Annotated in this window: 18 protein-coding genes; 3 read left to right on the top strand and 15 right to left on the bottom strand. The window is 70.5% G+C overall.

Annotated features, from left to right (window positions below; genetic code table 11):
* The first annotated feature begins 11 nt into the window (after nucleotides 1-11).
* Entirely contained in the window at nucleotides 12-1,310 is a 1,299-nt protein-coding gene (locus FEI13_RS11710; protein WP_138181705.1) for a hypothetical protein, read from the top strand.
* Between the two features lie 92 nt (nucleotides 1,311-1,402).
* On the opposite strand, the gene FEI13_RS11705 is transcribed toward FEI13_RS11710, so the two are convergent.
* Nucleotides 1,403-1,582 carry a PLDc N-terminal domain-containing protein gene (locus FEI13_RS11705; protein ID WP_138181704.1) on the bottom strand — a complete coding sequence of 60 codons (180 nt, stop codon included), beginning with the start codon at nucleotides 1,580-1,582 and terminating at the stop codon, nucleotides 1,403-1,405.
* Between the two features lie 127 nt (nucleotides 1,583-1,709).
* The gene (locus FEI13_RS11700; protein ID WP_138181703.1) at nucleotides 1,710-2,375 is read right to left on the bottom strand and encodes a cupin domain-containing protein; all 666 of its coding nucleotides are present in this window, start codon (nucleotides 2,373-2,375) and stop codon (nucleotides 1,710-1,712) included.
* Nucleotides 2,376-2,532: 157 nt separating this feature from the next.
* Here FEI13_RS11700 and FEI13_RS11695 point away from each other — a divergent pair, with 157 nt between their 5' ends.
* Complete coding sequence (locus tag FEI13_RS11695; protein ID WP_138181702.1) at nucleotides 2,533-4,350, top strand: monovalent cation:proton antiporter-2 (CPA2) family protein; 1,818 nt, start codon at nucleotides 2,533-2,535, stop codon at nucleotides 4,348-4,350.
* A 33-nt stretch (nucleotides 4,351-4,383) separates the two neighbouring features.
* Here FEI13_RS11695 and FEI13_RS11690 read toward each other — a convergent pair whose 3' ends face one another.
* The 12 genes from FEI13_RS11690 to FEI13_RS11635 form a co-directional block, all read right to left on the bottom strand.
* On the bottom strand, nucleotides 4,384-6,702 hold the full coding sequence (locus FEI13_RS11690; protein WP_138181701.1) for an ATP-dependent DNA helicase: 2,319 nt from the start codon (nucleotides 6,700-6,702) through the stop codon (nucleotides 4,384-4,386).
* A complete protein-coding gene (locus FEI13_RS11685; RefSeq protein WP_138181700.1) occupies nucleotides 6,695-8,467 on the bottom strand; it encodes a VRR-NUC domain-containing protein in 1,773 nt (590 codons plus the stop codon). Before FEI13_RS11685 ends, FEI13_RS11690 begins: the two co-directional genes overlap by 8 nt.
* A gap of 60 nt (nucleotides 8,468-8,527) precedes the next feature.
* Nucleotides 8,528-9,574: an NAD(P)H-dependent flavin oxidoreductase gene (locus FEI13_RS11680; protein ID WP_138181699.1), complete on the bottom strand. Its 1,047-nt coding sequence runs from the start codon at nucleotides 9,572-9,574 to the stop codon at nucleotides 8,528-8,530.
* The gene (locus FEI13_RS11675) at nucleotides 9,571-10,455 is read right to left on the bottom strand and encodes a YihY/virulence factor BrkB family protein (RefSeq protein WP_138181781.1); all 885 of its coding nucleotides are present in this window, start codon (nucleotides 10,453-10,455) and stop codon (nucleotides 9,571-9,573) included. Before FEI13_RS11675 ends, FEI13_RS11680 begins: the two co-directional genes overlap by 4 nt.
* A gap of 7 nt (nucleotides 10,456-10,462) precedes the next feature.
* Entirely contained in the window at nucleotides 10,463-10,990 is a 528-nt protein-coding gene (locus FEI13_RS11670) for a retropepsin-like aspartic protease family protein (protein WP_138181698.1), read from the bottom strand.
* Between the two features lie 151 nt (nucleotides 10,991-11,141).
* A complete protein-coding gene (locus FEI13_RS11665; protein WP_138181697.1) occupies nucleotides 11,142-12,491 on the bottom strand; it encodes a M48 family metalloprotease in 1,350 nt (449 codons plus the stop codon).
* A gap of 5 nt (nucleotides 12,492-12,496) precedes the next feature.
* Nucleotides 12,497-13,156: a hypothetical protein gene (locus FEI13_RS11660; RefSeq protein ID WP_138181696.1), complete on the bottom strand. Its 660-nt coding sequence runs from the start codon at nucleotides 13,154-13,156 to the stop codon at nucleotides 12,497-12,499.
* A 43-nt stretch (nucleotides 13,157-13,199) separates the two neighbouring features.
* Complete coding sequence (locus FEI13_RS11655) at nucleotides 13,200-14,561, bottom strand: MFS transporter (protein ID WP_138181695.1); 1,362 nt, start codon at nucleotides 14,559-14,561, stop codon at nucleotides 13,200-13,202.
* A gap of 50 nt (nucleotides 14,562-14,611) precedes the next feature.
* The gene (locus tag FEI13_RS11650) at nucleotides 14,612-16,645 is read right to left on the bottom strand and encodes a CocE/NonD family hydrolase (protein WP_138181694.1); all 2,034 of its coding nucleotides are present in this window, start codon (nucleotides 16,643-16,645) and stop codon (nucleotides 14,612-14,614) included.
* 32 nt (nucleotides 16,646-16,677) lie between these two features.
* Entirely contained in the window at nucleotides 16,678-17,982 is a 1,305-nt protein-coding gene (locus tag FEI13_RS11645) for an ATP-grasp domain-containing protein (RefSeq protein ID WP_138181693.1), read from the bottom strand.
* A gap of 73 nt (nucleotides 17,983-18,055) precedes the next feature.
* Nucleotides 18,056-19,243: a toxic anion resistance protein gene (locus FEI13_RS11640; RefSeq protein WP_138181692.1), complete on the bottom strand. Its 1,188-nt coding sequence runs from the start codon at nucleotides 19,241-19,243 to the stop codon at nucleotides 18,056-18,058.
* Between the two features lie 70 nt (nucleotides 19,244-19,313).
* Nucleotides 19,314-20,258 (bottom strand): cobyrinic acid a,c-diamide synthase, encoded by a 945-nt coding sequence (locus FEI13_RS11635; protein ID WP_138181691.1) that lies wholly within the window; start codon nucleotides 20,256-20,258, stop codon nucleotides 19,314-19,316.
* 240 nt (nucleotides 20,259-20,498) lie between these two features.
* Here FEI13_RS11635 and FEI13_RS11630 point away from each other — a divergent pair, with 240 nt between their 5' ends.
* Nucleotides 20,499-21,326 (top strand): response regulator transcription factor, encoded by an 828-nt coding sequence (locus FEI13_RS11630; protein WP_138181690.1) that lies wholly within the window; start codon nucleotides 20,499-20,501, stop codon nucleotides 21,324-21,326.
* Nucleotides 21,327-21,373: 47 nt separating this feature from the next.
* Here the strand turns inward: FEI13_RS11630 and FEI13_RS11625 are convergent.
* The coding region (locus FEI13_RS11625; protein WP_138181689.1) for an aldehyde dehydrogenase family protein at nucleotides 21,374-22,015 on the bottom strand (642 nt) is incomplete at its 5' end.

The raw sequence follows: 22,015 nt of genomic DNA, 5'->3' as shown, positions 1-22,015 counted from the left end.
AAGGCACCGTCATGCCCCAATGTTCTTCTGTCTTCCGCTGGTTTCTTCTGATGGTCGTGGGCCTGTCGACGCCGACCTGGCCGCAGCCATCCCCGAGTGCCCCGCAACCGCCACCGCAGCAAACGCCGGAAACACGCCTGCTGCTCGACTGGCAGAAAAGTGCCGAGTCCCTGCGTGTCACCACCCTTCAGGGACGCGACATCACCGGCGAGGCCGAGCCCCGCCAGGCACAGGACAAGGTCAGCCTCGCCGTTTCCCCGGGTCACCCCTTCGTCGTCAAGGATGAGCAGGTCGAGACTCTGGTGCTGAGTTCCGAGGAGCCCCGGGTACTGCCGGGGGGGCTGGTCATGCCCGACATCCCCTCCACGCCCCCCGCGAGCGGGAGCTCCCCTGATGGAGGGCTGATCGCCTCCTGGATTCGCCTGACGCTGGTCCCGAGCCCGGTTCCTGCCTTCTGGAACGAGGAGACAGGGGCCTACCATACCGACCTGAACTTCGGCCTGCGCGTCCCGGATGCCCAGCACGACACGATCTCACTCGACTCCCCGGTGACCGTCAGGCTGGGCTTCGCGGGGCTGGAAGCCCTCGAGGACATCCCCACCTTGACGCTCAAGGCAACAGGGCTGGCCCACGAGAAGAGCGTGCCCCTGCATTTCATCCCCCGCACGCCGAGGCCCACTGTACGGGTACGCTCCACCCTCTCCGATGTCGACCTGCAAATCGAGGCGCTGCCTCGCCTCGCAGTCCGGCCCGCGGCATCCAGCCTCATGGGGCTGGGACTGGCGACGCAAGAGGTGACCATCGTGCAACTGGCTCCGCATGGCGTGCCGCTCCCCGCCGACGTTGCCACCGACATCGACGTAACGCTGACGGGGGGCGGCCATCTCGATTCCGGCCGGCTACGGCTCGACCCCGAGGCATCCGCCACGGCGTTCACCCTGCGCTCCCAAGGCCTGGCCCCGATCACCATCACCGCCTTCGCCAGCGGCATGCGCGGTTCGGCGACCATCGAACAGCACATTCCCTGGGGGCCTGCCATCGCGGCCCTGGTGGGCGGTGCCTTGGGGGGCTTCGCACGCCGTTTCGTCAAGGGGACCCGCAAGCGCCAGGCGTCACGGCGCCTTCTCGAAGGCGTGGTGGTGGCCAGCATCGCCTACGTCGCAGGCGTATTGGGGGTCGGTTACCTGGCCCTGCCGGTGGCCGTGGTGGCCTCCGAGGCCGGGGCCTTCTTGACCGGCGCCCTGACCGGCTTTCTCGGCGTGACCGTGCTGGAAACCCTGTCCCGCCAACGGGCTCGGCCGAAAGGCTAGCCTCCTCGCCAGCATCGTGGGTTCCAAACGTCCTCGGGCAGGCCAATTGGCCTGCCCGAGTGGCACATGATCATGCCGTACGCGATGTGTCGCTATCCCTTGGGGCCAAGCAGCAACCAGACGATCAGACCGATCAGCGGAAAGAACAGCAGCACCAGGATCCAGAGCAGCTTGGCGAGCCCCCCGGCCGAACTCTTGGCCACCTTGACGATGGCCCAGATCACGATGATCAGCCAGATGAGGCCCAGCAGGCCGCCGACTTCGATACCCATGATGACGTCTCCTTGTCCGTTGCCCTTCGGCGAAGGGCCATCTCGTGAGGACCACCTCTAGGGGTAGCACAGCGGGCGCGAAACGGACAATCGTCGAAGTGCCATCGACCCGTCGCACTCGGTCGCCTCAATCGGGCAGCAGGTGGCCCACCTTGACGTAGATCAGCGCGCCATCGTCGCCGGTGAAGGGGGTGTGCTGGCTGCGATGGGGGCTGCGCAGCCAGCTGCCCGCCGGATAGGCGCCGTGCTCGTCGTGGAAGGTGCCCTCGAGGACCAGGATCTCCTCGCCCCCCCAGTGGGCATGGGGCTGGAAGCGGGTGTTCGGGGCCCAGCGCACCAGCGCCACGTGCTCGCCCTCGAAGTCGTGCAGCGGCAGCACCTGAAGGCCCTCGACCAGGCCCGACCGCCAGCCGCCGGCCCGGGTGTCGATCACCTTCTGCGCGGTATCGTCCGGCGAGAACTGGTGCAGCTTGACGAAGATCAGGGCCCCCTCATCCCCGACCCGGGGCGCATGGGCGGTGCCGATGGGATTGCGCAGGTAGTGGCCCGCCGGGTAGCGGCCGTGCTCATCGGCGAACTCCCCCTCCAGCACCAGGATCTCCTCACCCCCGCCGTGCTCATGCGTCGGGAAGGTGCTGTTGGGCGCATAGCGCACCAGGGAGGTGGCCCGGGCCACCTCCTCGCCAACCCGATCGAGCATCATCCGCTCGACCCCGGGCGTGGGCGAGGCCACCCAGCGGTAGTCATCGGGGGTGACCACCGCGCGGCGGCTGAAGTCGGCGTTGAGTCGCATGGCGGTCTCTCCTGTCGCGCAATAATGAAGGGGCTTCGGTGACGACTGGGACCGGCCATGACGCCTGCCGTTCCCGTCAGTCACGGCGCCCACCTGACGCGCGGGCGGATCCATCGGATAACATGGGGGCACCCCCGCCGTTCGCAAGGAGCCCCCCTTGGCCACCGACCTGCTGCTCAACGCCCTGATCTTTCTCGCCTCGGCGGTGCTGATCGTGCCGGTCTTCAAGCGCCTGGGGCTCGGCGAGGTGCTGGGCTACCTGGCCGCGGGGGTGGCCATCGGCCCCTCGACCCTCGCCCTGGTGGCCGATACCGAAGCCGTGCTGCAGTTCTCTCAGGTCGGCATCATCTTCCTGCTCTTCGTGATCGGCCTGGAGCTCAAGCCCTCGCGCCTCAAGCTGATGCACAAGGCGGTCTTCGGCTTCGGCAGCCTGCAGGTCGGCGTGACCACCCTGCTGCTCACGGCCTGCGGCTGGGCGCTCGACCTGTCGCCGGTGGCCGCGGCGGTGACGGGCTTCAGCCTGGGGCTCTGCTCCACGCCCCTGGTGCTGCAGCTGCTGGGCGAGCGCCATGAGCTGCAGAGCCGCCACGGCCGCAACGCCTTCGCCCTGCTGCTCTTCCAGGACCTGGCCGCGATCCCGGTGCTGGCCCTCATCCCCTTGCTGGCCGCCCAGGACCTGCTGGCGGGGGGGCTCATGCCGATGCTCCAGGAGGTCCTGGTGGCCATCGGCGCCTTCGCCGGCCTGATCATCGGCGGCCGGCTGCTGCTGCGACCGCTGTTCCGCTTCGCCGCCGGTACCCGCAGCCGCGAGGTGTTCGCCGGGACCGCCCTGCTGGTGGTGATCGGGGCCGCCCTGCTGATGGAGCTCGCCGGCCTCTCCATGGCGCTGGGCGCCTTCATCGCCGGGGTGCTGCTGGCCGACTCGGAGTACCGCCACGGCATCGAGGCGGACATCGAGCCCTTCCGGGGCCTGCTGCTGGGCCTGTTCTTCATGGCCGTGGGCATGACCGCCCAGATCGGCCTGCTGGCCGAGCGCCCCGGGATGATCCTCGGCCTGACCGGAGCCCTGCTGCTGGCCAAGGCCCTGAGCGTGGTGGCGGCGGCCAGGGCCTTCGGTACCGGCTGGCGCGAGGCCCTCAACCTCGGGGTGCTGCTCTCCCAGGGCGGCGAGTTCGGCTTCGTGCTGCTCACCGCGGCCGGTACCACCGCTCTGCTGCCCACCGCCCTGGTCGACGAGCTGGTGCTGGTGGTGTCGCTGTCGATGGCCGCCACGCCGGTGATGTTCCTGGCCCACGCCCGCTTGGTGCGCCCGCTCTTCAAGGCCCGCAAGCCGCGCCCCGACTTCGATACCCTGCCGGACGAGTCGCCGCAGATCATCCTCGCCGGCTTCGGGCGCTTCGGCCAGATCATGGGCCGCGCCCTGCAGGGCCTGAAGATCCCCTACACGGTGCTCGACATCAACGCCGACCAGGTGGCCTTCGTCCGCCGCTACGGCAACAAGGTCTATTTCGGCGATGCCTCCCGCATCGGCCTCCTCGAGGCCGCCGGCGCCGATCAGGCCCGGGTGCTGGTGGTGGCGGTGGGCGACCCCGAGGCCTCGATGCGCATCGTCGCCAGCGTGCGGCAGCGCTTCCCCCATCTGCGCCTCTATGCCCGAGCCCGCAACCGCTACCACGCCCACCTGCTGATGCGAGCCGGCGTGAACGACCTGGTCCGCGAGCTGCTGCCGGCGAGCCTGGAACTGACCCGCGACGTGCTGGTCGGCCTGGGGATTCCCCGCGACCAGGCCCAGCACACCATCGACACCTTCCGGCCCCACGACGAGCTGACGCTGCGCCGCCAGCTGGAGGTGTTCGGCAACGAGAAGAAGCAGATCCAGACGGTCCAGGAGGCGGCCCGGGAGCTCGAGGCCCTCTACGAGGCCGACGAGGACGTCACCACCTCGCTGGGAGAGACGCCCCGCCGCGAGCCGTGACGGCCGGCCAGCCGCTCATCCCCTTCCTGTCTCTCAGCGTCGCGCCTCCATGAGGGGCGACCCCCACCAGGCCGGCAGCCGTGCCCTCACCTCGCGCCGGGCGAAGCGGTCGTCCATCAGCACCACCGTTCCGCGGTCGTCGGGCCCGCGGATCACCCTTCCTGCCGCCTGCACCACCTTGATCAGCCCCGGGATGTGATAGGCGTAGTCGTCGCCGCGACCGAAGCGCGCGGCCAGCCGCGCCTTGAGCGCCTCGTTGAAGGCGTCGGCGGGCGGCAGCCCCAGGGTGGCGATGAAGGCGCCGACCAGCCGATCGCCGGGCAGGTCGATCCCCTCGGCGAAGGCGCCGCCCAGCACCGCGAAGCCGATGCCCGCCCCGCCCGGCGCGAACCCGGCCAGGAAGGCGTCCCGCGCCTCCTCGCGCATGCCGCGGGTCTGGGCGCGCACGGGGATCTCGGGATGCGCCTCGCAAAAGCGGGCCAGGGCCGCCTCCAGATAGGCGAAGCTGCTGAAGAAGGCTAAGTAGTGGCCCGGCCGGCGGCGGAACTGGTCGCCCAGCGCGGTGACGATGGGCGCAAGCGACGCGTCCCGGTCGCGCAGCCGGGTGGAGATGTCGGCGCGGATGCGCACCTCGAGCTGCTCGGCGGCGAAGGGCGAGGCTACCTCGCGCCAGACAGTGGCCGCCGGCAGGCCCAGCAGGTCGCGATGGTAGGGGGCCGGGCTCAGGGTCGCCGAGAAGAGCACGGTCGCGTGGGCGGCCGCGAAGCGGGGGGCGAGGAAGTCTGCCGGCACCAGGTTGCGCAGCCCCAGCACGGCACGCCCGCGCCCGTGGCGGGCCAGGTCACAGAGCGAGTGATCGCCGAAGCGCTCGGCCAGCCGGGTGAAGGCCAGCGCCTCGAAGAGCAGCTCCTGAAGCTCGAGGGAGGCCTGCTCGGGGTGCTCGCCGAAATATTCGGTGATGGCACTGGCGATCCCCTGCAGGGCCGCGACCATGCCCTCCGGCAGCCCCTCCAGCACCCGGTAGGCGGGCCGCCCCGGCTCGCCGCCCTCGGCAAGGCCCGCCTCCTTGACCAGCACCTGCCACTGGCGCGTCAGGCGACCCAGCGGTCGCTGGAGGGCCCCGGGCGCCTCGCGGCGGAGCCGGGCCAGGCGGCGCTGGTCGAGCTCGGCGCTGTACATGCCCCGGGCCCGTTCCACCAGGTTGTGGGCCTCGTCCACCAGCAGCCCCGTCCGCCAGTCGTCGGCCCGGGCCAGGCCGTGCAACAGGGCATTGGTATCGAACCAGTGATTGACGTCGCCGACGATGACGTCGCACCAGCGTGCCAGTTCCTGGCCGAGATAGTAGGGGCAGACGCCGTGCTCGCCGGCCACCTCGCGCAGCGCCGCGCGATCCAGGAAGCCGCGCGCCACCCCGGCGCGCCGCGCCGCGGGCAGCCGGTCGTAGAAGCCCGCCGCCAGGGGGCAGGCCTCGCCGTGGCAGGCCCGGCCGGGGTATTCGCAGGCCTTGTCACGGGCGGTGAGCTCCAGCACCCGCAGCGGCGCGGGTACGACGTCCGGGCTGCCGGGGGCCCCGGACCCGAGGACGGCCAGGGCATCCAGCGCCAGCCGGCGTCCCGGCGTCTTCATGGTCAGGAAGGCCACGCGGTCGAGACCCTGGCGAGGCATGGCCTTGAGCAGCGGAAAGAGGGTGCCAAGGGTCTTGCCGATGCCGGTGGGGGCCTGGACCAGCAGGCAGCGCCCGGTGCTGGCGGCCTTGTAGGCGCTCTCCGCCAGGTCGCGCTGGCCGGGGCGAAAATCGGGATGGGGAAAGGCGAGCGCGTCCAGGGCCGCATCGCGGCGGGCGCGGTGCGCTACCTCCAGCTCGGCCCAGGCGAGGAAGCGCCGGCACTGAGTCGTGAAGAAGGCCGATAGCTCCGCGGCGCTCGCCTCCCGGGTCAGCACGGTCTCGCGGCCGCTGGCGACGTCCAGGTAGACCAGCGCCAGGGTCAGCGAGGCGAGGCCGCGCTCGGCGCACAGCAGCGCGCCGTAGACCGAGACCTGGGCCCAGTGCAGGGCGCGCTGGTTGTCGGCCATGCGATCGAGCCGCCCGCGGTGGGTCTTGATCTCCTCCAGGCGGTTGGCCGCGGGATCATAGCCGTCGGCGCGCCCGCTCACCGTCAGCCCCTCGACGGTGCCGGAAAGGGGCAGCTCGGCTTCAAAGCCCTCGCCACGCCGCCCCGCCACCAGGGCATGGCCGGCGATGCCTTCCCGGGCGCTGGGGGCCGGCGTGAAGCGGTGATCGAGATCGCCCTCCCGGGCGGTGAAGTCGCACAGCGCGCGCACCGCCACCCGCCGGGGCGCGGCCTCACCCATCCCCGAGTGCCTCCTGCGTCTGCTGCCAGGCGACATGGCAGACCACCGCGGGCATCCCCTGGGCGTGGAAGAAGGCGAGCCAGCGCCGCTGGTTATCCTGCAGCCGATCGCCCGGCCCCTTCACCTCGATCAGCCGGTAACGCGGCTCGCCCCCCGGGGCCTCGGGGCGAAACTGGATCAGGTCCGGCAGCCCGGCCCGATTGGCCTTGAGATCGCCGAGCAGGCGCTCGAAGCAGGCCTTCAGGTCGGCCGGCGGCAGGCAGGCCAGGGCCCGCTCGAGCAGCGCCTCGTCGAGTGAGTCCCAGTGCACGAAGGGCGAGGCCAGCCCCTGCTTCGCCCGCCAGGTGGCAAGGATCGCCTCACGATGGCGGCCGTCATCGAGCCGGGCCAGGCAGGCATCGAAGCGCGCCCGACGACGGCTGACGAAGTCCTCGCGGTAGAGATCCGCCGGTCCGCGATGGAAGGGGTGGAAGAAGGCGCCGGGCAGCGGCGCGAAGAGCGCCTCCCAGCAGAGCAGGCCGAAGAGCCCGGTGAGCAGGGCGTTCTCCACATAGTGCACCGGGGCCGCCTCGTCGTGCAGGTGATCGCGCACCGCCGCCTCCACCGGGCCGGGCGGCAGGGTCAGCGCCCAGCGCTCGTGGGCGGGCGCCCGCCGGGTAGAAGGCGGGGTCAGTCCCAGCCGGCGTCGCAGCCGCGGCACCAGCCGCTCCAGCGCCTGGGCCTCCTCCTCGCTGGCCGGGGCGGCGGTGAGCGGCTCGGCCAGGGCCAGGGCCGCGGCGTGCTCGCCGCGACGCTCCTGGAGGCGCAGATGGCGGATGCGCGCCTCGACGCTGCCGACCGGCGCTTTTTTCTCGGGCCCCGCCGCCGGCCCGATCTCTGTTTCTGTCTCCGCCTCCGGCCAGCCGGCCCGGCGGTAGAGCGCGAGGGCCGCCTCGCCCTGCCCGTCTCGCTCCGCCTGGCGCCCCAGCGCCACGCAGAGCCGGCGATGCCGCGAGGCCAGCCAGGCGTTGCCGGCCAGCGGCTCGGGCAGGGCATCGATGAGGTCGACGATCGGCTCGCCGGCCGTCAGGCGCTCGCGCAGCCGGTGCAGGGCCAGGTAGGCGTCGAGCTCGTCACGATGGTCGAAGGCGCGGGAGTCGGCGGTGATCGCCACCCGCTCGTAGTGCTGCAGGCCGAGCTCGGCGAGCACGAAGGCCGACCAGTCCTGGCGCAGGTTGCCGAAGAACATCAGCCGCAGCCGGTCGCAGGTCGGCATCACGGTGAGACGCACGATGCAATCCGGCGCCTCGGGCCACCAGTCGACGAGCCGGCGGGGCGCACTGAGACGCGGCGCCAGCGCCTCGCAAAGCGAGGCCTTGCCGGTGGCGACGGGCAGCCCGGCCGCGGCGATCTCGGAAGCCAGGGCGCGGCGCAGCTCGGGCAGGCGCAGCTGCTGGAAGAGGGTCTCGAGATCGAGCGCGAGGTCGGCCTCGACGAAGCCCGCCTCGACCAGCGGGGCGAGGGCCGCCTCGGTGTCGCCGATCTCGGGATAGTGGAGGCGGGCGGTGCGAAAGTGCTCGCCCTTGCGCATCACCATGCGCACCAGCAGCGCCTGGGCAGCCTCGGGCAAGGCCGCGATGCGCGACACGACCGCGTGCTCGTCGTCGCTCAAGAGGTCGCCGTGACGCTCGACCACCCAGTCGAGCACGCAGCGGAAATTCGCCAGGTAGTAGCGCGGGTCATCCAAGGAAGCGGTGACCACCTCGGGGGCTAGAAAGCTGTCCATATATACATGCTATCAGCCCTTGCCAGCCAACTCACTGTTCCCCGGAGCCCCGAATCATGTTCAGTCAATTACGCCTCGACTGAGGTCGGCGACCACCTCGGCGGCGGGGACCTCGCGGCAGTGGCTGGCGTTCTGCCCGGCCCACAGCGGAGAGAAATCGCCCCGTCCTTGCGCCTCGGCGGCGGCCCGCAGCGGGGCGATGGCTGCGGTGGCCAGCGGGAAGGCCGGGGCCACCTCGCTGATCGGCCCCAGCTCGCGCATCAGCCGGGTGACGATGCCCCGGGCCGGGCGGCCGCTGTAGAGGTTGGTCAGGGCCGTGTGCCGGGCTGCCTCGCTCATCAGCGACTGGCGATGGATGGCCGACACGCGGGACTCCGGACAGCAGAGGAAGGCGGTCCCCACCTGGATGGCATCGGCGCCCAGCGCCAGCGCCGCCGCCACGCCGCGGGCCTCGGCGATGCCGCCGGCGGCGATCACCGGCACGTTCACCGCCTGGCGGACCTGGGGCAGCAGCGCCAGGGTGCCCATCTGGCGTGTCAGGTCGTCGTTCAGGAAGTGTCCCCGATGGCCGCCGGCCTCGAGCCCCTGGGCGATCAGCGCGTCGGCGCCGTGGGCCTCGAGCCAGCGTGCCTCCGCCACCGTGGTGGCCGTGGAGAGCACCGTCGCCCCCCAGGCCTTGACCCGGGCCAGCAGGTCGGGCGCCGGCAGCCCGAAGTGGAAGCTGACCACCTCCGGGCGATAGGGCTCCAAGGCATCGCAGGCCGCATGATCGAAGGGGCGCCGGCCGGTGCCCTCCGGTACCGCCTCGAGGTCGAGGCCGAACTCGGCGTACCAGGGTGCCAGCGCCGCGTGCCAGCGCGCCTGGCGCTCGGGATCCGGGGAGGGCTCGGTATGGCAGAAGGCGTTGATGTTGATCGGGCTCGTGCTCGCCGCGCGAACGGCTGCGAGCTCCGCCGCCATGGCCTCGGGGGAGAGCATGGCGCAAGGCAGGGCGCCGAGGCCGCCGGCCCGGGAGACGGCGATGGCCAGTTCGCTGCCCTGGGCACCCGCCATGGGGGCCTGGAGGATGGGAAGGTCGATCTGAAGGCGTTGCCACAATGTCATCATGGGGTCTGGGCCTCGAACTCGGCGGAGGGAGATCGCCCCATTTGCACATTGATCAGGGCGCCAAGCAAGACGACGAAGGCCGACAGCCAGAACCACAGCATCAGCACGACCACCGCGCCGAGGGAGCCGTAGAGCTGGCCGAGGTTGGCGACATGGCGCGCATAGAGCGACAGCCCGCCGGAGCCCAGCAGCCACAGCAGGGTGGCGCCCAGGGTACCCACGCGGATCCACTCCCAGCGCGGGGTCTTCCGGTAGGGCCCGTAGCGATAGAAGACGGCGATGACCGCCATCATCGCCAGCAGCAGCACCGGCCAGCGCAGCAGGCCGATGAGGGTGAAGAGTGGCCCCTCCAGGCCCATCATCTCGATGGCCAGGGGGAAGAGCGCCACGAAGGCGATCGCCACCTGGGTCGTAACGACCAGTCCCAGGGTCAGGGCCAGGATCATCACGCCCCGCTGCCACAGGGTACGACGCTCGGTCTCGCCATGCACCACCGCCAGGCCGATCAGCAGGCCGCGCACCCCCTTGGACGCGACGAACATGGCAATCGACAGGCCGCCCAGGGCCGTGGCGCTGAGCCCGGCCTGGGTATGCTCGCCGATCTCCAGGGCCTGGTCCTGAACCAGCCGTGCCGCGCCGGGGGGCATCAGGCGGCTCACCTCGCCGATCTGGCGGGCCATGTCCTGCGGGTCGAGCACCAGCGCCCAGAGGGAGATGATGGCGGCAATCGCCGGAAACAGCGCCAGCATCGCGTAGAAGGCCACCCCGGCCGCCAGCATGGTGACCCGGTAGGCGACCACGGCGCGCTTGACCCGCCAGGCCATGAGCACCCAGCCGCGCAGGGCCTGCGGAAGGCGTCGCAGGATCGAGAGGATCACCATGGTCACCTCAGAGCCGCTCCGCCGAGCGCAGCACCATCTGCTCGCCACGGATCTCGATGTCGAAGCGCCCCAGGAAGCTCATGCCGAGCAGCGCCGTCTCGCCGCCGAGCCCGGGACTGATCGAGCCGCGCACGTCTCGGGCCACATAGCCGCCCAGGCTCACCGTCTCGAGGGTGGCCAGGTCGCCGCGCACGCGCCCGTTGGCGGTATTGAACCAGGCGCTGCCGATGCGCTCGAGCCCCAGCCGGTCGGCCAGCGCCTCCGGCACCGCCACGTAGGTGGCGCCGGTATCGAGCAGGAACTCCACCGGCTCGCCGTTGATGCGCCCGGTGGCCACGAAGTGGCCGGCGCGATTGCGCGCCAGCACCACCGGGCCGCCCTCACCCACCGAGACCTCGGCGAGGTGGGCGTTGGGGTTGCGCTGCGCGTCGAGATAGCCCTGGAACCACCAGGCGCCGCCCGCCAGGAAGAGCACCCAGAACAGCAGCATCATGCCAAGCCCGGTGCGCCTGACGGCGCGTCGTTCGTCGCTCATGCGCGCTCCTTCCCCACGCGAGTCTCTTGAGCATGATGACACCGGGCACCCGATGCTGCCCACCAGAAAACGCCGCCCGCCTCGCCCTGCGGTGACCGGGACAACCCACACCAAAGGGGGTGGATCGCCGCCATGGCGGATACGCCACTGTTCAGGGCGTATCCATCCGTTCCAGGGTCCAGTAACCGCCATCGTTCTCGGAGCGCTTGCGCCCCCAGCGGCCATGCAGGCGACGCCCCTGTTCATCGGCCTCCATCACGCCAAGGCCCCGATCCACACCCAGTGTCCAGACATAATGCAGGCGCCCCTGCTGGACCTCGCCCTGGAGCTCCCCCAGCCCGAGGCCATAGGTGAACACGCCCCATACCCGGTCCCCCTGGCGCTCGAGCACCATCCTTACCGGCAGTTCGCCGCTGGGATCGCCAAGCCGCCCCTCGAAGGTGCCGGCGAAGGGCATCGTCCCGGGCGGCGACGCCCGGTCGATGACCCGCTCGCCGCTGCGACGGGGTGCCAGGATGGCCGGATCCGCAGCGCGACCGAGGCGCGCGATGCCCTCCTGGATATCGCGGTCATCCATGAAGTCCGCCAGGCGGCCGATCTCGTCGGCGACGCCAATGATCCGCCCGCGGGCGGCGGGAAAGTCCGGCTCGGCCCGGGCGAAGGCGTCGCTGCGCTCGACCAGGGCCGAGGCCAGCCCGCGCAGCCGATCCGAAGTCAGCGGGTGGGTGGCCTCGGCCAGGTGGGCCCGGTAGGCCGCCTCGTCGGCAAAGTGCCAGCGATTGGGCTCCCAATGGGCCATTAGGGTGAAGAAGAGGCTCATACCCAGCGGCGGATAGCCCAGTCGCGCCATGACGTCCAGGGCGAAGGCATCGGCCTCGGTCTCGTTGCCGCGAGCCGCCTGGCGGGACACGCCGGGCCCATAGCCCGGATGGCGATGTAGGGCGTGCCCCAGCTCATGGAGCAGCACGAAGACCACCGATGAGGTGAAGATCTTGCCGTAGAGCGCCATGACCGCCTCGCGGTCGCGCACGTCGTCCGGCACCCCCAGCGCCGCCAGGGGCAGCGGGTAGCGTCCGAACGGGAACGCCGTAGCCGGGCGATGACGCAGCATGGCGACGTAGCGGGAGGGCGTCTCGAGGGACAGCCCCTCGAGCTGCAGCCAGGCCGTGGCCAGGGCGAGATCGCCGAACAGGCGCAGCGAGGCCACCGACATCACCACCTGGCGCCGACCGTCGGCGTGTGTCCGCTGGTAGTAGCAGAAGGGCTCGCCGGCGGGCCTCGGGCAGCGCAGCGGAAAGACCAGCTCGACCCCCGCCAACCGCGCCCGCTCCTCGGCCTCGAGGGCCGGCAGCAGGTCCTCGTCATGTACGCGGCGAATGTCCTGCGGCGTGATCCGCGACCAGTACGCCAGGGTCGCCTCGTCGTAGAGGGGCACCGCCGCCGATACCGGCATGGCCAGCAGGCACAGCAGCAGCGCGACGAGACGCCGTGGCTTCCCCATGGCCGCTAGCCGCCCGTCCCGAGGTCGGTGGCGTCGACGCCTCGAGGGGCCTGGCCCTGGTGATAGAGCGCCGCCGGCTCGGCCAGTCGCGGATCCGGCGGCTCACCACGGGCGTCGGTCGCCCCGGCCCAGCCGGCGAAGGCGGCATACTCGCCCCATGCCTCCTGCCAGGCGGGCTGCATCAACAGCAGCTTCACCTGGCGCAGGTCACCGCGCTCCGCCACGGCCTGGCTGCCCTCGCTGGTCGAGGATTCGGCCAGCGAGTTGAGGGTGTAGAAGAGCCGACGCAGCCGGGCCTGGACCACCGCCGGGTCGACGTCGGCCTGGGAGCCGAACCCCTGATAATAGCGGGTGGTCTCCAAACGGGGCGACTGGGATGACTGAGCCACCGTCGGTGATCGGTGGGCCTCTGGCAGTGTCGAGGTGGTCTGAATGGCGCTGTGCAGCGAGAGGGCGAGGGCGACGCTGCCGAACAGGGCAAAGAAGAGCCCGGGGGCGGCCCGATTGAGCACCACCTGGGCGCCCCCGGGCAGGGTCAACTTGCCGTCGCTGTCGCGCTGGGTGGGTACCGCCAGGAACAGCCGGTACCCCAGATAGATCGCCATGCCGGCGAACAGCACGACCAGGATGCGCTCGATGGCGCGAAGCGTGATGGGATCCATCACGGCAACCTCCGGAAGCCGCGGGAATGCCTTCAGTCTAGCGGCTTCACCGGCCGTTGCGCGCCTCCCAGTCGCGGGCCGCCTGCTGGCCGCGCGCCTGGTCGACGAACAGGCAGACCAGGATGGCGACGATGAACAGCGCTGCGCAGAGTAGGATCGAGGCCTTGAGCCCCACCAGCGACTGGAGCAGCCCCAGGCCGATGATGCCGATCACCCCGGCAAGCTTGTTGGCCAGCCCCCAGAAACCGAAGAACTCGGCGGCCTTGCGGCTCGGCGAGAAGAGGCCCACCAGCGCGCGGCTGGCCGACTGGCTGGAGCCCAGGGAGAGCCCCGCCAGGCAGCCCACCACCAGGAAGAGGTGCTGCGCCTCCCAGGCGAGGCCGAGGTGGGCATTCAGGAAGGCGGTGACCTCGGGGGTGGCCCAGATGGAGAGTATCGCCGCCACCCAGAGCCCCAGGGTGAAGAGGTAGGTGATACGCGTGCCGATGCGATCCTGGATGAACCCGAAGCCGAGCGCCCCGACGGCGGCGGTGATCTGCACGATGATGAACATGAGGTTGCGGATCGCCTCGTCCCAGCCGATCACCTGGGCACCGTAGATGAAGGCGAAGGCGATGACGATGTAGACGCCGGCCATGGAGAAGAGCAGCGAGACCAGGAAGATGCCCAGGTCGCGGAAGCGCTTCAGTTCGTGCAGCGTGGTCGCGACCCGCGCCACGGCGATCTCGCGATAGGACTTGCCCGGCGGTTGAGGCGTGCCGCGCTCCCGCACCCACAGGAAGGTGGGCACCGCGGCGATCAGGAAGAAGCCCGCGGCGAAGGGCCCCACCCAGCGGACGCGCGCGAAGTTCTCCGCCGTGGCCTCGCCCAGCATGAACAGCGAGAAGCCCGCGGCGAGCAGCCCGCCGACGTAGCCCAGCGCCCAGCCGAAGCCGGATATCTTGCCCAGATCCTCCGGCGGACCGAGGTCGGGCAGGAAGGCGGCGATGAACGACTCGCCCATGGAGAAGGCGTAGTTGGCGATCACGATCAACACCACCCCCAGCAGCACCGCCCCCGGCACCACGAAGTAGAGCATCGCGGAGGCCGCCACGGTAGCCAGGTAGCTGACGAATAGGAAGCGCTTCTTCGACGCCTGGTAGTCCATCACCGCCCCGCACAGCGGACCGGTGAGCACCACCAGCAGGTAGCTCATGGCCAGCGCCAGGCTCCACAGGAAGTTGGCCAGGCGATAGCCGTCGCCGCGATCGCCGACGATCACCGTGGTGAAGAGTTCGCCGAACACTACAGTGATGATCAGCAGGGTGTAGGCCTGGCCGGCGAAGTCGAACATCGCCCAGCCGAGAATTTCCTTGCGCGAGGCACGCGGCGTCGCGGTCGCGGCCACGGCGGCGGAGGTGAGGCTCATCGGCGCGTCCCGGTATGAATCAGGTCGTCACGATAGCAGCCTCCCCTGCCCTAGACGAGGTCCCGGGGGATCGTCTCGTCCCAGGTCCTGGCGAAGATGCGGGTCTCACCCTCCCAGGCATCGAGGGTAGCGCGGATGCGGAAGTTGTTGGCATCAGAGGTCAGCAGGGTGCGGGTCAGGGTGTGGACCTCCCACTCCCCGCGCCGGAAGCTGCGTTGCCACTCGGTCCAGCCGCTGACGCTCTCGTAGCTGCCGTAGGCGTAGGAGTAGCGCTCGGTGACGCTGGCGGCGATCTCCAGGTCGATGTCGTCGATCCGGTAGCGCCCCTCGTCGTGGACCACCTCCAGGGTGGTGCGATCCTGGGCCAGGTCGCGGATCACCCGCCAGGACTCCTGGCTGGGCTGCAGCAGCGTCTTGGCCAGCGCCGGCGCGCCCTCGGGCTCGGCGAAGGCGGGCAGCGCCGCCTCCTCCGCGGGGCGTGGCTCGCGCCGCGGCAGCACCAACCGACTGGCGCCGGGCCAGAGGGTGATCCGCACCGGCTCGGGCGAGGGCCACGCCAGCGGCCAGTAGCTGGTGGAGAGCGACAGGCGAATGGCGTGGCCCGCCGGGAACTGCTGGGCGATGTGCTTGAGCGGGATGGACACTCGATAGCGTTGGCCCGGTACCAGCGGTTCGGGATGCTCGTTGCTGTCGCGGTGGGTGAGGTTGAGCAGGCCGTAGGAGACGCGGGTGGCCTTGTCGTCCTCGCCGATATCGGAGAGGCGCAGCGCCACCATCGCCACCGGCTGGTCGGCGCTGAGCTCGAGCTCGACCAGCGGCGAGCCGCAGATCTCCAGCGCCGCCTCGAGACGCGGCGTCTGGAAGATCAGGCAGCCACCATCCTCCTCACGCTGATCATGGGGCAGATCCGGGGGCGCATTGTAGGAGCACCACTTGCCCGCATAGAGCCCCACCGAGAGCGGCGAGCGAAGGTCCAGGGTGGCCTCCGGCGGGTCCTCTCGCGGCTCGTCCTCAGCCATCAGATCGTGGCCCTGGGTGAGTCGGAAGGCCTGCGGGGTGATGTTCGGCGACGGCCACTGGGGCTCGGCGACCCAGCGTCCGGGGCGCTCGTCATAGCGCGCCGACGGCGGCATCGACTCCTGCATCCAGACCCGCAGCATGGGCTCCTCCATGATCCCGGTATCGTGACCCTTGAGCCACTGGTCCCACCAGCGCAGCGACTCCTGCAGGAAGCCGATGGCCGGTCCCGGCACGCCGAGGTGCGGGTACTTGTGGGCCCAGGGGCCGACCAGTCCCTTGCGCGGCACGTGAAGCCCCGCCAGCAGGCGGAAGACAGCGTTGCAGTAGCCGTCGGCCCAGCCGCTGACGGCATAGACCGGGCACTGGATCGCCGTGTAGTCCTCGCACACCGAACCGTGCTTCCAGTAGTCATCGCGCCGCTGGTGCTCGAGCCACTGGGCGAGCCACAGGCCGCTGCCGTCCAGACGCTCGAGCCACATGTCGCGCCAGCGCTCGCCCACCAGGTCCGGGTCGGGCGGGCAGGCGTTGCCGTCGAACATGGTCGAGGCCCAGGAGAGGTTGTCGCCCAGCAGGCAGCCGCCCATGTGGTGGATGTCGTCGGCGTAGCGGTCGTCGGTGAAGCAGATCGTGATCACGGCCTTGAGCTGGGGGGGACGCAGGGCGGCGATCTGCAGGCCGTTGAAGCCGCCCCAGGAGATGCCGATCATGCCGACGTCGCCGGTGCACCAGGGTTGGGCCTGGAGCCATTCGAGAACCACCAGGCCGTCGTCCAACTCGCTCGGCAGGTACTCGTCGGTGAGCACGCCGTCGGATTCGCCGGTACCGCGGATGTCGACCCGCACCCCGGCATAGCCGTGCCCCGCCCAGTAGGGATGGCTCTGCACGTCGCGCTCGGCAGTGAGGTCGCGCTTGCGATAGGGCAGGTACTCGAGGATCGCCGGCACGGGATGAATCTCGGCGTCCACCGGCCGCCAGATCCTCGCCGCCAGGCGGCCGCCGTCGGGCAGCGGGATCCAGGTTTCCTCCTCCATGACCCGGCGCGGGAAGTCGTTGACGATGCGCATGATCCTGCTCTCCTTGTCCCGTGATGGCCCGCTCAGCCCTGGACCTGGTCGAACTCGAAGGCCAGGCGCGCCGCCAGCCGATCGTAGTCGGCGAGCAGCCCGTCGGCCGTGGTCGCCCCCAGCCAGACATGCGCCAGGGCGAAGCTGTAGCTGTCCTGCTCGGGCAGCGAGGAGAGCCACTGCCCTTCCGCCACCTGGATATCGATCATCGCGCCCGGGAAGTCGGCCTCGAGCTCGGCGAGCTCCGAAGGCGTCGGCACCCGGGTCACCAGGGCATCGGTGAAGAACACCCGATAGAAGAACTTGGCCGCCATGGGAAACGCCCCCTGCCGATGCGGCATGTCGGGACGCTGTCCCAGCCCCAGGTCGAGGGTGACCTGCTGATGGCTGATACCGTCGACCTTCTCGAAAAGATCGCAGTGGGACTGGGAGATGCGCGTGTTGATCTCGAGCAGCCAGATGCGGTCCTGCACCTCGTCCCAGAAGTACTCGACGTTGAAGGCGGCATTGTCGTAGCCGATATGGGTCATCACCGTCTCGGTCAGCTCGCGCATCTTCGCCTGGATGGGCTCGGGCAGCCCCGAGGGATAGCGGTAGTGGAAGAAGCTCAGCACCTGGGGATAGCGCAGCGAGTCGACGATCCCATAGCTGACCACGTCTCCCGCGAAGACGTACCCCTCCACGGTGCACTGCCAGCCGCCGATGATCTCCTCGGCCATGCAGAAGTGGCCGTCCACCGCGGCGATCTCGTCGGGCAGCCGTGCCTGCTCCAGCACCGTGTTGAAGGGGTCGGCGATCAGCCCGATGGCCTCACGCAGCTGGTCGATGGCTTGATAGAAGTCCTCGGGGGTGTCGATGCGAAAGCCCAGCCGCGATCCCGAGGACTTGATCGGCTTGATGAAGAAGGGGAAGTAGAGCCCCGCCTCGCCGATCCGGACCAACGCCTCGTCGTCGAAGGGATCGAAGGCCGTGAAGCCCGGGATGAAGTCGGGGATGACCTCCTTCTGCACCCGGCGGCTCCAGTATTTGTGCTCGCACTTGAGCAGGCTCGCGAGGGTCGTCGACGTGGTGCCGAAGCGCTCGCAGAGGATCGGCAGCATGGTCGAGACGGGAAAGTCCATGTAGCCGACGATGGCGTCGATGGAGCCCTCGAAGGCCTCGAGCTGGGCCGTCGCCTCGGCCAGCATGGCGGCGATATCGAACTCCTCGGTGTCGTAGACCGCCTCGGGCGCGATGGTGCCGTGGAAGCGCCAGTGCTCGGCGCCGCGCAGCGTCTCGAGCCGCTGGCGATTGAAGTCGTTGAGCCCCACCACGAAGATGTTCTTTTCCCCAGCCATCGCCCTGCCCCTCCGTTACGCGCCGGACCCGGCGCCTTCGAGCAGCATAGTCCAGTGCGGGCGGGATGCAGGGTCAGCCGTGCCGGTCGGGCTCGATGGTGTCCTCTCCCTCGCGACCGCGTGCCAGGCGATCGATGGCCTCGCCGCCCTGGCCGGCCAGGGTCGCCAGCCGGTCGATCTGGTCGTCCAGGCGCGGCAGTGCCTCGCGGCGATAGCGCGAGAGGTCGTCGATGGCCCCGATCACCTCGCCGAAGGCCTCCTCCAGGGCCTGCATGTCGAGCATCGCCGACGAGGCCCGCTGCTGGATGTCCACGCCCTGCTGGCGCAGCGCTCGAGCGGTGCCGCCGATCATCTCCGAGGTGGTGGCATTGAGCGACTCGACGCGATCGAGCACCAGGCGCTGGTTGGCCAACGCCAGGGCCACGGTCACCGCCACGGTCAGCGCCGAGACGGTGACGTTGATGGCACGGTCGACACCGCGCATCAGCTCGCGGTTGTTGCGGATGATCACCTCGAGGGCCAGCACGCCCTGCTGGCTGACCGCCAGCTGCTGCTGCAGGTCGACGATGCGCTGGCGCAGCGGGAAGAGCAACTCCTCCTCGAGAAAGCGTCGCTGCGGGTCCTGTTCATCGCGCCGCGCGATGGCGACCTGCAGGCGATCGTCGATGCGCCGCCCCAGGGCGATCTGGCGCGTGAGCTTGGCGAGGGTCTCGCGCAGCGCCTGCTGATCGTCGTCGAGGGTCAGGTTGTCGCGGCGCAGCATGTCGCGGCCGCCTTCCAGGTCGGCGATGATCGCGTCCAGTGCCTGCTGGGCCGTCTCGAACTTGCGGAAATAGCGCTGCAGGCGGCTGCCGGCCCCCGGGATCAGCGCCATCACCCGATCCAGCGGGCCCGAGGCGAGATTGTGCCGGGCGGGGTCCAGCGACTGCATGCGCCCGCGCAGGTCGACCAGCGCCTTGGCCACCGGGCCGCCCTCGTCGCCGTGGTGGGCCAGCTGACGCAGTGGGGTCTGCAGCATCGCGCTCTGGTGGGCGGCCTGCTGCTGAAGCTCCAGGCCCAGCTCGTCGACGGCGCGGCGCTGGCGCGCCTGGGCCTCGGCATCGCCGCCGTCCAGCAGCGACTCGACGAAGGCATCGGCCTGTGCCGACAGGGTCGCGTCGTCATCGGCGCGAGCGGAGGTTCCCCCGTCGTCCAGGTCGCGGGCGATCTCCTCCACCGGCGGCAGCGCCAGGCGGGCGCCATCTGGGGATTGCTGGGTCATGGTCACCTCTCCAAGGAAACGGTCGGGGGTGGGATCAGGCGGTGTCGCGGGCCCGGGGCCCGGGCGAACGTCATGAGCCGCTGCGTCCGTAGCGCTCGGCGCGGGAGACGAAGCGGCTCAGCTCCGCCAGCGCCCGCTCGGCGGTGACCGAGGCCTGGGGGCGGCTGGTCTCGATGCGCGCCAGGGAGACGGCGGTATCGTCGAGCACGGTCAGCGCCGCCTCGTTGCGCGCGGCCAGCTCGCGCAGCCGCCGCTCGGTCTCCTCGAGCAGCTCGAGGCGCCGCCGCAGGGCCTCGCGCTCCTGGGTGCCGAGGCGGCGATCCTCGCGGCTGAGGCGCCGGCGCACGAAGTCGCCGTCCACGTTGACCACCCCGCTGGCCTGGGAGGCCATGGAGTGCAGCGTATCCACCGCGCCGAGGCCGACCTGGGAGACCAGCTCCCGGGCCCGGGCGAAGGCCAGCTCGCCGCGATCGAAGCGCCCCTCGAGCACGCCCAGCAGGTGGCGATAGCGGCTGTAGAGGCGATCGGCCTGGACGGCCAGGTCGGGGCGGTGCACGTCGAGCAGCGCCTGCTTGGCGCGGCACAGCGCCAGCACCAGGTCGTCGGCCTCGGCCGGGGGCCGGGCGGGATCGAGCACCATCAGCCCCGCCTCGTGGGCCTCGCGCTCCTCTTCGGCCCGGCGCCGGGCGGCCTCGGCGGCGAGGCGCTCCCGGAAGCGCCGCACCCGCCGCCGCTCCAGGAAGCGGCGCAGGCGACGCTCCAGCGGCAGGGCCACGGGAATCGCCACCAGCCCCGCCAGCCAGCCCGCGAGGGTCGGCCCGAAGCCGCCCCACAGCGAGGTCAGCCACAGCAGCAGGCTGATGAAGGGCACCACCAGGCAGTAGCGCAGGATCACCTGCAGCCGGCCGGGCGGCTCGATCGGCACGGCCAGGCGCGGATTGATCAGGCCCACCAGCAGCCAGGGCAGGCAGGTCAGGAAGAGGCCGTAGGAAAAGCCCTGGAGGAATCCCAGCATGGCGTCGACGTGACCTCCCTGCGATCGATCGCGATGATATTGGCGATATGGTGACGATAGTGACTGGCGCCATGATGAGGCCAGCACGTCCATCCCGCTACCCCCGCCGGTGGACCGCGCCTCGCGCAAGGGTAGGGACACGAGCCCCGTGCGTTGGCTGCGACGGCGGCAAGGCGCGCCACTCGCCATGCTATGCTCGACCGGCCAAGGAACCCACCACGCCGTCAGGAACGCCCCGCCGTGCTCTCCACCGACACCCTCGCCATCGCCGATAGCCAGGCCTGGCACCAGCGTCTCGCCCAGCTGATCCTCGCGGCCGGCGGCGTCGGCTTCCCCGCCCTGCTCGAGAAGACCCTCCACGAGCTGGTCGGCTTCGACACCATCCTGATCAATACCTACCAGGCGCAGCATCGGCCGCTGCTGATCCACGACAACTACCCGCCGGGGCGTCGCGAGCAGGGCATCGAGCGCTACCTCAGCGAGGCCTACCTGCTCGACCCCTTCTTCAAGGCCGTTCACGACGGCCTGGCGAGCGGCATCCATCGCCTGCGCGAGCTGGCCCCGGACCGCTTCGAGTCAAGCGACTACTACCATCACTACTATCGCGCCCTGGGCCTGACCGACGAGGTCGGCCTGTTCGCCCGAGTCGATGCCGACGTGGTGATGGTGGTGTCACTGGGCTTTCGCGAGGATGCGCCCCGAATGACGCGGCGCGGCCTGCAGGCGCTGCGCCATGTCGCCCCGGTCCTGGAGGTGCTGCTCGGGGAGTACTGGAAGTGGCAGGGCCAGCGCTTCCAGGAGCGACTGGCCGAGCACGAGCCGGTGGAGGCCGCCTTCGACAGCTTCGGCCAGGAGGCCCTTACCGCCCGGGAGCGCGATATCGTCAGGCTGCTGCTGGCGGGCCACTCCACCAAGTCGGCGGCCCGGCAGCTCGACATCAGCGACGGCACCGTCAAGGTCCACCGCAAGCACATCTACCAGCGCCTGGACGTCTCGAGCCAGTCGCAGCTGTTCCGGCTCTTCCTCGACCACGTGGCCCTGGTCTCTCGTCGCCAGGCGGGCCCCTAGGCCGGCGCGCCGCCCTCGGCGGCGGCCGTCAGGGGCCAGGGCCACGCTCAGGTCGCGAGCGTTATCCACACGCTCTTCAGGTCGGAGTACTCCTCCAGGGAGTGGTGGGATTTGTCGCGGCCGTTGCCCGACTGCTTGACCCCGCCGAACGGCATGGTCTGATCGCCCCCCGCCCAGTTGTTGACGAACACCTGCCCCGAGCGCAGCCGGCGCGTGACGCGCATGATGCGATCGATATCCTGGCTCCACAGCCCGGCCGCCAGGCCGTAGTCGCTGTCGTTGGCGAGTCGCACCGCCTCCTCCTCGCTGTCGAAGCCGAACACCGCGAGCACCGGGCCGAAGATCTCCTCGCGGCCGATGGCCATCTGCTCGGTGACGCTGTCGAACACCGTCGGCGGGATAAAGAGCCCCTTGCCCTCGACCTCGGTCGCCTCGCCGCCGGTGCGCAGGATCGCGCCCTCCTCCACGCCGCGGCGGATGTAGTCGAGCACCCGCTCGTACTGGGCGCGATCGACCATGGCGCCCATGAAGCTTTTCGGGTCCAGCGGGTCGCCGGGCTGCATGGCCTCGGCGGCGGCCAGCACCTTCTCGACGAAGGCCTCGCGGATCGAGTTCTCGACCAGCAGCCGGGAGCCGGCGATGCACACCTCGCCCTGGTTGTGGAAGATCGCCGCGGCGGCGTGCTGGGC

It is taken from the genome of Halomonas urmiana, from assembly GCF_005780185.1.
Lineage (GTDB): Bacteria > Pseudomonadota > Gammaproteobacteria > Pseudomonadales > Halomonadaceae > Halomonas > Halomonas urmiana.
The sequence above is the reverse complement of the archived record's forward strand: the minus strand, read 5'-3'. Positions and strand labels throughout refer to the sequence as shown.

Bases quoted from the DNA above. Each gene is read 5' to 3' on its own strand.
- FEI13_RS11710 (WP_138181705.1), top strand. From the start codon at position 12: ATGCCCCAATGTTCTTCTGTCTTCCGCTGGTTTCTTCTGATGGTCGTG.
- FEI13_RS11705 (WP_138181704.1), bottom strand. From the start codon at position 1,582: ATGGGTATCGAAGTCGGCGGCCTGCTGGGCCTCATCTGGCTGATCATC.
- FEI13_RS11700 (WP_138181703.1), bottom strand. From the start codon at position 2,375: ATGCGACTCAACGCCGACTTCAGCCGCCGCGCGGTGGTCACCCCCGAT.
- FEI13_RS11690 (WP_138181701.1), bottom strand. From the start codon at position 6,702: ATGGGTGAGGCCGCGCCCCGGCGGGTGGCGGTGCGCGCGCTGTGCGAC.
- FEI13_RS11685 (WP_138181700.1), bottom strand. From the start codon at position 8,467: ATGGACAGCTTTCTAGCCCCCGAGGTGGTCACCGCTTCCTTGGATGAC.
- FEI13_RS11680 (WP_138181699.1), bottom strand. From the start codon at position 9,574: ATGATGACATTGTGGCAACGCCTTCAGATCGACCTTCCCATCCTCCAG.
- FEI13_RS11675 (WP_138181781.1), bottom strand. From the start codon at position 10,455: ATGGTGATCCTCTCGATCCTGCGACGCCTTCCGCAGGCCCTGCGCGGC.
- FEI13_RS11670 (WP_138181698.1), bottom strand. From the start codon at position 10,990: ATGAGCGACGAACGACGCGCCGTCAGGCGCACCGGGCTTGGCATGATG.
- FEI13_RS11665 (WP_138181697.1), bottom strand. From the start codon at position 12,491: ATGGGGAAGCCACGGCGTCTCGTCGCGCTGCTGCTGTGCCTGCTGGCC.
- FEI13_RS11655 (WP_138181695.1), bottom strand. From the start codon at position 14,561: ATGAGCCTCACCTCCGCCGCCGTGGCCGCGACCGCGACGCCGCGTGCC.
- FEI13_RS11650 (WP_138181694.1), bottom strand. From the start codon at position 16,645: ATGCGCATCGTCAACGACTTCCCGCGCCGGGTCATGGAGGAGGAAACC.
- FEI13_RS11645 (WP_138181693.1), bottom strand. From the start codon at position 17,982: ATGGCTGGGGAAAAGAACATCTTCGTGGTGGGGCTCAACGACTTCAAT.
- FEI13_RS11640 (WP_138181692.1), bottom strand. From the start codon at position 19,243: ATGACCCAGCAATCCCCAGATGGCGCCCGCCTGGCGCTGCCGCCGGTG.
- FEI13_RS11635 (WP_138181691.1), bottom strand. From the start codon at position 20,258: ATGCTGGGATTCCTCCAGGGCTTTTCCTACGGCCTCTTCCTGACCTGC.